Origin of the sequence: Streptomyces chiangmaiensis, from assembly GCF_036281785.1 — a bacterium.
Classification (GTDB): Bacteria; Actinomycetota; Actinomycetes; order Streptomycetales; family Streptomycetaceae; genus Streptomyces; species Streptomyces chiangmaiensis.
Map to the genome: position 1 here is coordinate 1 of NZ_JAYWVC010000258.1, position 9732 is coordinate 9732.

The 9732-nt window shown below is 67.6% G+C and carries 10 protein-coding genes; 4 read left to right on the forward strand and 6 right to left on the reverse strand.

Features of this window, described 5'->3' with window-relative positions; all coding sequences use genetic code 11:
• Window positions 1-208 precede the first annotated feature (208 nt).
• The 5 genes from VXC91_RS38785 to VXC91_RS38805 all read right to left on the reverse strand — a co-directional run bounded on the left by VXC91_RS38785 (window position 209) and on the right by VXC91_RS38805 (window position 4860).
• The gene (locus VXC91_RS38785; protein ID WP_329512054.1) at window positions 209-1591 is read right to left on the reverse strand and encodes an NADP-dependent succinic semialdehyde dehydrogenase; all 1383 of its coding nucleotides are present in this window, start codon (window positions 1589-1591) and stop codon (window positions 209-211) included.
• A gap of 755 nt (window positions 1592-2346) precedes the next feature.
• The gene (locus tag VXC91_RS38790) at window positions 2347-2610 is read right to left on the reverse strand and encodes a TM2 domain-containing protein (RefSeq protein WP_329512055.1); all 264 of its coding nucleotides are present in this window, start codon (window positions 2608-2610) and stop codon (window positions 2347-2349) included.
• Window positions 2611-2877: 267 nt separating this feature from the next.
• Window positions 2878-3285, reverse strand: coding sequence for a DUF2752 domain-containing protein (locus VXC91_RS38795; RefSeq protein WP_329512056.1), 408 nt, complete (start codon window positions 3283-3285; stop codon window positions 2878-2880).
• Window positions 3278-3679 (reverse strand): TM2 domain-containing protein, encoded by a 402-nt coding sequence (locus VXC91_RS38800; protein ID WP_329512057.1) that lies wholly within the window; start codon window positions 3677-3679, stop codon window positions 3278-3280. The genes VXC91_RS38795 and VXC91_RS38800 overlap by 8 nt, the downstream gene beginning before the upstream one ends.
• 290 nt (window positions 3680-3969) lie before the next feature.
• The gene (locus tag VXC91_RS38805; protein ID WP_329512058.1) at window positions 3970-4860 is read right to left on the reverse strand and encodes a LysR family transcriptional regulator; all 891 of its coding nucleotides are present in this window, start codon (window positions 4858-4860) and stop codon (window positions 3970-3972) included.
• 132 nt (window positions 4861-4992) lie between these two features.
• On the opposite strand from VXC91_RS38805, the gene VXC91_RS38810 reads away from it, so the two are divergent.
• Together VXC91_RS38810 and VXC91_RS38815 are read left to right on the forward strand one after the other, a co-directional pair.
• Window positions 4993-5439: a hypothetical protein gene (locus VXC91_RS38810; RefSeq protein WP_329512059.1), complete on the forward strand. Its 447-nt coding sequence runs from the start codon at window positions 4993-4995 to the stop codon at window positions 5437-5439.
• 467 nt (window positions 5440-5906) lie between these two features.
• Complete coding sequence (locus tag VXC91_RS38815) at window positions 5907-6965, forward strand: zinc-dependent alcohol dehydrogenase family protein (protein ID WP_329512060.1); 1059 nt, start codon at window positions 5907-5909, stop codon at window positions 6963-6965.
• A gap of 35 nt (window positions 6966-7000) precedes the next feature.
• Here the strand turns inward: VXC91_RS38815 and VXC91_RS38820 are convergent, their stop codons facing one another.
• A complete protein-coding gene (locus VXC91_RS38820) occupies window positions 7001-7234 on the reverse strand; it encodes a hypothetical protein (RefSeq protein WP_329512061.1) in 234 nt (77 codons plus the stop codon).
• A 295-nt stretch (window positions 7235-7529) separates the two neighbouring features.
• Between VXC91_RS38820 and VXC91_RS38825 the strand changes: the two genes are divergently transcribed.
• On the forward strand, window positions 7530-8561 hold the full coding sequence (locus VXC91_RS38825; protein ID WP_329512062.1) for a permease: 1032 nt from the start codon (window positions 7530-7532) through the stop codon (window positions 8559-8561).
• Window positions 8558-9352 carry a TIGR03943 family putative permease subunit gene (locus VXC91_RS38830; protein ID WP_329512063.1) on the forward strand — a complete coding sequence of 265 codons (795 nt, stop codon included), beginning with the start codon at window positions 8558-8560 and terminating at the stop codon, window positions 9350-9352. Before VXC91_RS38825 ends, VXC91_RS38830 begins: the two co-directional genes overlap by 4 nt.
• Window positions 9353-9732 lie beyond the last annotated feature (380 nt).

Genomic DNA, 9732 nt, shown 5'->3' on the forward strand with positions numbered 1-9732 from the left:
CAGTCCCAGTCCCGCCGCCGCGATGTTGCGTGCCATGGCCTTCCCCATGGTGCCCGTGCCGAGCACCGCGACCACGGGCTTTCCCTGACCGGACGACGGCGCCCGGTTCGCTCCGCTCATCGTCGCGCCTCCATGTGCTCGGCGGGCCGCACCCCGCGACGGCCGGCGTGCATGCCGGTGGTGTCGACTGCCGGCCGGTACCGGGGGTTCAGACGTCCTGGCCGATCCAGACGGTCTTGGCGTTCATGAACTCCCGCATGCCGAGGTCGGACAGCTCACGTCCGTAGCCGCTGCGTTTGACGCCACCGAAGGGGATCTCGGGGTAGCTGGTCGTGTTGCCGTTGATGAAGGCCATGCCCGACTGCACGTCACGGACGAACAGTTCGTGTTCGGCCTCGTCCTCGCTCCAAAGGTTCGAACCGAGGCCGTAGGGGTGCCCGTTGGCCTCCCGCAGGGCCTCCTCCAGGGAGGCCACCGTCCACACCTGCGCCACGGGGCCGAAGACCTCCTCGTGGTACATCCGCATCTCCGGCGTGATGCCGGTCAGCACGGTGGGCGGATAGAACCAGCCGGGCCCCTCCGGGCGTTCGCCGCCCAGCAGCACCGTCGCGCCCTTGGCGACGGCGTCGTCGACGTAGGACTCCACATCCCGCCGGCCGGACTCGGTGGCCAGCGGACCGACGTCGGTGCCCTCGTCCATCGGATCGCCCACCACCAGCGCGCCCATCTTCGCCACGAACATCTCGATGAACGCGTCAGCGATGTCCTGGTGCACGAAGAACCGCTTGCCGTTGATGCACGACTGCCCGTTGTTCAGGCACCGCGCCTTGACCGCGACATCGGTGGCCCGCTCCAGATTCGTGGAGGGCATGACGATGAACGGGTCCGAACCGCCGAGTTCGAGGACCACCTTCTTGATCTCATTGCCGGCGATGGTGGCCACCGACCGCCCCGCCGGTTCACTGCCCGTCAGCGTCGCGGCCGCCACCCGCGGGTCGCGTAGCACCTGCTCCACCCTCCCCGAGGAGATCAACAGGGTCTGGAACACGTCATCCGGGAAACCCGCGTCACGGAAGAGCTCTTCCAGATACAGGGCGCACTGCGGCACGTTCGAGGCGTGCTTGAGCAGACCGACGTTCCCCGCCGTCAGCGCGGGCGCGGCGAACCGCATGGCCTGCCACAACGGCAGGTTCCACGGCATCACCGCGAGCACCACACCGATCGGCTGATACGTCACGAACGTCTGCTTGGCGCCCACGCGCCCGGCGTCACTGTCCAGGTCCCGCAGGAGCGCGGGGGCTTCGGCGGCGTAGAAGCGCAACCCGCGCACGCACTTGACCACTTCCTCCTCCGCCGCACGGAAGGTCTTGCCCATCTCCGCGGTGATCATCCGGCTGACGCTCTCGATCTCCTTCTCCAGACGTTCGGCCGCATGCTGCAGCCATCCCGCCCGCTCCTCGACGCTTGTCAATCGGTACGAGGCGGCCGCGGCCGCCGCCCGGGCGAGCTTGTCCTCCAGTTCCTCGGGAGTCAGCTCGTCGAACCTCTCGAGGACCTCACCTGTCACAGGATTCGTCGTTGCGATCGCCATGATTCAACCGTATGGCCGCCCGATAAGACGTGCAATTCACCTATTTGCTACAGTCTCGCCTGCCCCATGCAGCACCGCACCCATCATGGGCGGCCCTGCCTTCCACCGGCAGTCCAGCGCCTCGCCGTCCAGCAGCGGCGACCCGCCATGCGGCCACCACATCCGCTGTCGATCCCTGCCACACAACCGGATGCGCCGCAAGTGCAGACATGTGAACGTGGTGACATCCGCAGCGGCGGCCGCGGTGAGCGACGCCAGAACCCGATTCCTGCCCACGCCGCACGGCCGGAGCCGCCTTTTCGCTTGCCGGCGAAAGCGAGGCGCACGTGCTGCAGATGCGAGCAGCATCGCTTGGCGCGGGGCGGGTGGCGACCGGCTCTCGCGACCACCTGCGACGTGGCGCTCGGCGGCCCCACGCGATTGCTGCGAGGTGACGCCTCCATCCGCCTCGTCCGGATGGCCGCCGGCCTCTCCCGAGCGGCTGCCGCCCAGCACGGTCTCGGGTCGGCCGTCACCGAAGTGGCGGCACAGCATGGACTGGCCTCATCCGGCGTTCCGGAGGATTTTCGCTTCGAATCGCTCCAGGCTCGGGTTGATCGCCCGGTTCAGAAGCGCGTACAAGCCCTGCGCTCAGGTGGTTCGCAGTATGGCCCTCACCGTGGACGGCAGTACGAGGCGCCACTGACAACGGACACGGTTCGAGGGCCTGCTCCCCGGGAGCAGGCCCTCGAACCGACAACCGTGGCCTGACACACTCAGCCGCGCAGGACACGCCCCTGCTTGTCGGTGCGGTCGTTGCTGGTGAGGAACAGGATTCCGTCGATCAGGGCCCAGATGCCGAGGCCACCGCAGGTGAAGAGCTGGGCGATCGCCACGCCGGTGCTGCCGACGTAGAAGCGGCCGGCGCCGAACCCGCCCAGGAAGATCTGCAGGATGCCCGCGACCACCTTGGACTTGTCGGAGTACGGGCGGCCGAGCGGGTCGACGCCGTAGGGGGTCTCAGGGGTGGGGACAGTCATGGAAGTTGCTCCTGGAAGTGCCGTAAGCAGTCACGAAGGTCCGGAACGGATGTGCTCCGGACTGGATGAGCCCAGGAGGGATCCCACGGCGAAGTCACGCAATTGTCATCCCCCCTGCGAGCCGGGAGCTTAGGGAGACGGAAGGGGCGGATGGGAGTGGCGTCGAACGATCGTTCCCATTCCGTGATCAATTACGGACAGCTTCCGGTCAAATCAGGCCTCATCACGCTGAATCAGCCGACGTGGCTCTCCTGGCTGGTGCGTGGCCTAGACGACATTGCGTGCTACGACCCACGCCACGGCGAGCACCAGAACAAGGGCCTGCGCCCGGCGGCTCAGCCGTGGCTGCCAGCGGCGCCCCCGCAGGCCTTCCACCATCCAGCGCCCCAACAGCGCCAGCGCGTAGGGCGAGGCGAGCAGTAGGGCTCTGTTGTCCAGCCAGGCCGCGGCGAAGTGACCGTGCATCAGGTCGTACATCATGCGGGTGCCGCCGCAGGCGGGGCAGAGCAGGCCGGTGACGAGCCGGAACGGGCACCGGGGCAGGACATGGCCTGGCTGGTGCGGATCGGTGACGTAGAGGTACCCGGCGCCCGCCGCGCCGGCGGCGAGCACCGCGAGGGGTGCCGCCGCCGGATGTCCGAGCAGGGACCACGTGCGCGGCAGGGCGTCAGCCACGCAGGATCCGGCCCTGGGCGTCGGTCTGGTTCTCGCTCGTCAGCAGGATGATGCCGTCGATCAGGGCCCAGATGCCGAGGCCACCGCAGGTGAAGAGCTGGGCCAGGCCCATGCCCACGTTGCCGAGGTAGAAGCGCCCGACGCCGAGGGTGCCGAGGGCGAGTTGCAGTACACCCGCCACGATCTTCGACTTGTCGGAGTACGGGCGGCCGAAGGGGTCGTAGCCGTAAGGGGCGTTCGGGTCCCCGGTGTACGTCCCCGGCGGGACGGGACCGCCGGGGTACCCGTACGGCCCGGGCGGCTGCTGGGGATACCCGTATCCTCCGGGGCCCGGCCCGTAGGGGTTCGATCCGTAGGGACCCGGCTGCTGCGGCTGCTGAGGCTGCTCGCTCAAGGGGATTGCTCCTGGGGCCGGCGCGGGTGAACCGCGAAGACACGAAAAGATGATGAGGCCGGACATGATGCACGAGGCACCCGGCGGTGCAGAAGCCGGGGCCGCGTGAATCGGCGTCGGGGCCCGGTCTGGGCGGGGCCGGGGCGTCGCCCCGGCCGGGATCCGGGAGCTGTGGCCCCTCGCCCACGGGGTGCACGAGCTGTGCATGGACATCCTGCCGGGGATGACGAGGATGCTGCACATACACATCCCCTCAACCGACAACGTGACAACGCCCTTTGAGGCGATGCTCACCCTCGCCGGAGGAACTCGTGCGCCATCGCGATCATGGCACGTGCCGCAGCACCGGGCGGGCGCTCGGACGGAGCGGCCAGGGAAAACTGCCATTCCAGGTCGGCGTCGTCGACGGTCAGTGTGGCGACGTCCTGCTCCTTGCCGAGGGCAACCCGTGGCAGCAGTGCCACGCCCAGGCCGTTTTGCACGTAGGCGACGCCGGTGGTGAGGTCGCTGATCTCGATGGCGACGCGATGGGGGACAGAGGCGGCGGCGAAGGCCCGGTCGGCAACGGTCCGGTTGCTGTAGCCCACGGGGAAGTCGACGAAGTCCAGGCCGGCCAGTTCGGTGATCGACACGGTGCGGCGCTTCGCGAGCGGATGGTGGGCCGGCACGACCAGGTCGAGCACCGAGGTGGCGAGGTCGGTCAGCGTGATGCCTGTCGGGCGCGGTCCGGGTCCCGAGACGAAGGCGAGGTCGAGCCGCCGTTCGAGGAGGGCTTCGACCAGGCCCTGGGAGCCGGAGGGGGCAGTGCTGGTTTGCAGGAACACGCCGGGATGACGCCGGTGGAATTCACCGAGGAACACGGGAAGGTCGATGAGCCCAACCGTGGTTATCGCGCCCAGCCGCAGTGTGCCGCGCAGTCCGCCGCGGACCTCGGCCACCGCGTCCGCGGCCTCCCGGGCGGCGTCGAGAGCGGCATGGGCGCGCGGGAGCAGGGCAGCACCGGCATCGGTGAGCAGCACGCGTTTGGGAGTGCGTTCCAGCAGCGGCGTGCCGAGTTCTCGCTCGAGGTTCTTGATGGTGGTGGAGACCGCGGACTGGACGACGTGCACCCGTGCGGCGGCACGGGTGAAGTTCGCTTCCTCGGCGACGGCGACGAAGTACTCGAGCTGGCGCAGTTCCACCCTCCGAGTATCCCTCAGCGAGCCCCAAAGGTATCTCTCAGCGAGATGGCGGCAGTCTATGACTTTTGTTGGACAGCGCCTGTTGCGTCCAGCGATTCTGTTGGAAGTTCAACCGATGCAGGAGGCTGACAAATGACCTACAAGACGCCACCGACATATCTGGGCAGCGGCGACCCAGTGCGGCAGCGCAAGGACTACTACCCCCCTTGGCTGGACAATCTTGCCGACGATGTGACGCTGGAGGCCGGGGTCTTCAACGGGACCATCCACGGAGCCAAGGACGTTTTCGCGATACTGTCCTACGCGCGCACTCTGTACGAATTCCAGGACTTCATCTACGTCGGTAAGTACGGAGAGAACGGCTTCGTCGAGGACTACGCAGCGACGGTGGACGGTAGGCCGATCGCCAACATCGCTGTCGTCTACAAAAATGAAGAGGGGAAGACGCAGCATCTTGTGATGAACCACCGTCCGCTGCCGATGCTCCAGTACTTCTCCCGGAAGCTGGGCGAGCACTTCGCCGGGACAGAGTACGCGAAGTACTGCGCCGACCCGTCAGCGGATGCCGACCGCGACTGAACGGATTCCCGCTCATTTCTGCTGCGATATAGAGGAAACATGTCACGGAATCAGGCAATCGAGGCAATCGTGGATGCTTGCCGGCGAGCATATTCCGGATTCGAGGAGAACGATTCCTCTGAGCTGGTGGCCCTGATGTCGGGAATCTTTCCGTGGCGGAGCGTAGCGATCCCGAAATGACAGATTCATAATCTGAACTCAAGGAGTGCGCTGCGGCGAGCGGTCCTGATCACGGACCTCAGTGGGTCGCAGGAACCCAGCACTCTTACGTGATCATACCGAGAGAGTCGGTAAAGGCCTAGAGGGGGCCCGACGCCGATGACACTCTGCGCACGGGCCGGTTCCATTGAGAAGGAAGGGTCCGGAGCCTGGTCGCCGACGAGGATGTCGGCAGCATCGTTCTTGTCCGGGACGCCCGCCGAGTTCGTCGGGCGTCGAGAGACGAAAGGTCACTCATGTCTCGATCCATGCGCGCGCTCGTAGCCGGAAAGGTCGGCGAACCGATCGATGTCCTGCGGCTGGAATCCCGGCCTGTTCCCACGCCAGAAGCCGGTCAGGCGTTGATCCGTGTGAAGGCGACTCCGATTCACGCCAGCGATCTGCACGTGCTGCGTGGCCGCTACGGTTTCTCCCCCGAGTTTCCCACTGTTGGGGGTCATATGGAATGCGTGGGCCGTATCGAGACCCTGGGCCCGGATACCGAGGGGCTAAAGATCGGCGAGCGCGTGGTGGCCGTTGCGGTCCCGGCGGTACCCGGGCCCCATATGGCCGGCACTTGGCAGGAATACCTTGTTGCCGATACACGAAGGCTCCTACCGGTCCCCGATCAACTGAGCGACTCCGATGCCTGTCAACTCGCCATCAACCCGTTGACCGCGCTGCTCCTCGTGACACGCGAACTCGACGTGCAGCCGGGTGAATGGTTGTTGCAGACGGCAGCGGGCTCCACCGTCGGCCGGCTCGTCATTCAGCTGGCCAGGCATCTGGGCATTCGCACGATCAATGTCGTGCGGCGGCGCGATGCCGTCGAGGAGATCAAAGCGCTTGGTGGTGACGAGGTCATTTGCACTGAGGACGAGGACCTGTTGCAGCGTGTGGCTGAGATCGCAGGACCGGCCGGTGTACGCAAGGCAATCGATTGTGTCGCGGGCCACGTGGGTGCCCAGGTATCCCAGGCACTGGCTCCCGGGGGAGAGGTCGTGGTCTACGGCGCGCTCTCTACCCATCGGCAGACTGACCCGGCAGCGCTGACGATCCCGCTGCAGGCACGCTCGGTCATCTACGAGACCAAAGCAGTCCGTGGCTTCTGGCTGAACCGCTGGTTCGGCACTGCCTCACCTGAGGAGGCGCTGCGCGCGCTGTCCCAGGTTCGCACTCTCGTCGCTGATGGAGTGCTGAGCATCCCCCAAGGCCGGCCGTTCCCGCTCGAACGCTTCACTGAAGCCATCGCGCTCGCCGAAACACCCGCACGTGGCGCCAAGCCACTCTTCGTCTTCGAAGACGGCCGGGACAACGACGACAGGTAGGAAGCAGCCCCTGCCGGTGCTGGCGGGCGCGGTCATCAGCCCCAACGAGCGACGACGGCCTCCGCGACGCTGAAGACCACATGGCACTCGGCGCACTGCGCGTTGCCGAAGACGTGGGTCAACTTGTGTGCGGCGTCGGACTGGCCGTCTGCGGAGGCTCGGGTGTGGAGTCTTCGGCCGAGCCCCTCCAGGGCGACCTTGCGCTTTTCAGGCGAGTTGATCGTGCGGCCAGGATCATGATCCGGCCCGACAAGGAGAGACGTCGACACCCCGTGACGTACCACTGCGTACGCTGACGTCCGTTGCCGTTGCCGTCAGGTGCCGTTGAGTTTCGTCACCTGTAGGGCATCCCTGTCGTAGCCGGCGTCCAAGCGCGGGCACAGGTCTCCCCAGTGATCACAGAGCGTCGCTACTCCATGACCACTGGGGCCTGTGCCCGTTCTATTGCCGGTGTCCCCAGCCGCGCCTATCCGCGTGACCTCTGAATAAAGCGTGTGGCGGTATTGGGGGGCATGGCCCGGCGCCCGCTATGTTCGGTCTGAAAATCGGACATTCGGAGCCGGCATGCAGAAGACAGAAGAACTGGTCGAGGAGGCTGAGCCGTCCGTCGCGGTCCCCGCGATGACCGCCGCCGCAGCCCCCGGCCAGACCCTGCCCCAACCGCTCCTGTTCGCGGCGGCCGTCTTCGCCGGTCCGGTGTTCCTCGTCCTCAGCCTGTGGCAGAACCACCCGGCCATGCATGCCTGGCGGACGGTCTGTCTCGCCATCACCGTGCAGGCGTTGCCCTTCCTGCTGCTGGGCACGGCCCTGTCCGGAGCGATCAACGCGTTCGTGCCGGAACGGGTGTTCAGCCGGGCGCTGCCCCGGCGGCCCGTGCTCGCCGTCCCGGTCGCCGGGGTCGCCGGGGTCGTGCTGCCCGGGTGCGAGTGCGCGTCGGTGCCGGTCGCGAACAGCCTGATCCGCCGGGGGGTCACCCCGGCGGCCGCCTTCGCGTTCCTGCTGTCGGCTCCCGCTGTCAATCCGGTCGTGCTGACCGCGACGGCCATCGCCTTTCCCGGCAGTCCCGCCATGGTCCTGGCCCGGTTGCTCGCCTCGCTCGCCACCGCCGCCGCGATGGGCTGGCTGTGGCTCTGGCTGGGACGCGACGAATGGCTCCGGCCGGCCGTACGGCACACTGGGCACCGGCCGGGGCACAGCCGCTGCACGGAGTTCCGGCTCGGCTTCCAGCACGATTTCCTGCACGCCGGCGGCTTTCTGGTCCTCGGGGCCATGGCGGCGGCCACCTTCAACGTGGCGGTCCCACGGTCCGTGCTCGACGTGTTCTCCGGCTCGCCCTGGCTGTCGGTGCTGTTCATGGCCGGGCTGGCCGTCCTGCTGGCGGTGTGCTCCGAGGCGGACGCCTTCGTCGCGGCCTCGCTCACCGGCTTCTCGCCCCTGGCCCGGCTGGTGTTCATGGTGGTGGGGCCGATGGTCGATCTGAAGCTGATCGCTCTTCAGGCGGGCACCTTCGGCAGGGCCTTCGCAGTCCGTTTCTCCGCCGCCACGACGGTCGTCGCGGTGCTGTGCAGCGTGCTGATCGGAGGGGCGCTGCTGTGAAACGGCCCGTCCAGGTGGTCCTGCTCGTGCTCGGCGGTCTCGGGCTGCTGCGCGTCTCGCTCTTCACCGACCTGTACCTGAGATACGTCAAGGAGGACCTGCGCCCGATGTTGATCGTCTCGGGCGCCCTGCTGCTCCTGCTGGGAGTAGCGGACGCGGTGTCGCAGTGGAGTTCACACAGGCGCGAGACGCACGCGGAGCGCCGGGAGCACGGCGGTCACCACGACGGCCCCGGTCACGATGGTGACGACGGCGAAGGCCACGGTCACCACCACTCCACCGTGCCCCGTCCTGCCTGGCTGCTGTTCCTCCCCGTGCTGAGCCTGCTCTTCTACGCCCCGCCGGCCCTCGGCGCCTACACGGCTTCCCGTGAGGCTCCCAAGGCCGTTGCGGAGCAGGAGGACTTCGATCCGCTGCCCGCGACCTCGCCCGTCGAGATGACTCTTACGGCCTTCATCGCCCGTGTGCAGCAGGACCGCGAACGGGCCATCAAGGGGCGCAGCGTCCGGATGACCGGTTTCGTCACGCCCGACAAGCAGGGCGGCGGCTGGTATCTGACTCGGATCATCTTCTCGTGCTGCGCGGCGGACGCCCAGCCCGTGAAGGTGCGGATGTACGGGTCTGCGGCCCTGCCCGCCAACACCTGGGTGGTTGTTACGGGCACCTGGCATCCCGGCGGGACCCTGGGTACGAACTCCGCCCCCGTCGCGCTCGACGCCCATGGCGTCGAACGGATCACCCGGCCGGTGAACGCGAACACGGACGAACTTCCGCTCACCGCGTCCCGCTGACGGCTGGCCGCGCGCCGCCGCCCGCCCGCGGCCGCACGGCCACATGCCCTACGGGCCCTGTCCCACACGTGGGCCCGCGTCGGCGCAGCGCGGAGCGGAGCCGGGAAGCGCGCCCGGCGGAGCGGCAGCGCAGCCGAGTGCTTGATCAGGTAGGGGAAGCTTTGCGTCCTGCGGTTCACGTCTCGTGAGGCGGAGCAGATCGGAAGTCGCCTCCGGCTCCTGCGCCTGTTGAGTGGTCGGCTTCGCCAACGGGCTGCAGCACCCCGGGTGTTGCAGCCGTCTATCGCCGGACAGCCCGGACACCGGCTCATTGAGCTGTCCGGGCTGTTTATGCAGGTGAGAGGCATGGCTGGACAGCCGGACAGCCGGACAGCCGGACA

Coding starts and splice junctions, on each gene's coding strand:
- VXC91_RS38810 (WP_329512059.1), top strand. CDS start 4,993: ATGACCTACAAGACGCCACCGACATATCTGGGCAGCGGCGACCCAGTG.
- VXC91_RS38825 (WP_329512062.1), top strand. CDS start 7,530: ATGCAGAAGACAGAAGAACTGGTCGAGGAGGCTGAGCCGTCCGTCGCG.
- VXC91_RS38815 (WP_329512060.1), top strand. CDS start 5,907: ATGCGCGCGCTCGTAGCCGGAAAGGTCGGCGAACCGATCGATGTCCTG.
- VXC91_RS38790 (WP_329512055.1), bottom strand. CDS start 2,610: ATGACTGTCCCCACCCCTGAGACCCCCTACGGCGTCGACCCGCTCGGC.
- VXC91_RS38785 (WP_329512054.1), bottom strand. CDS start 1,591: ATGGCGATCGCAACGACGAATCCTGTGACAGGTGAGGTCCTCGAGAGG.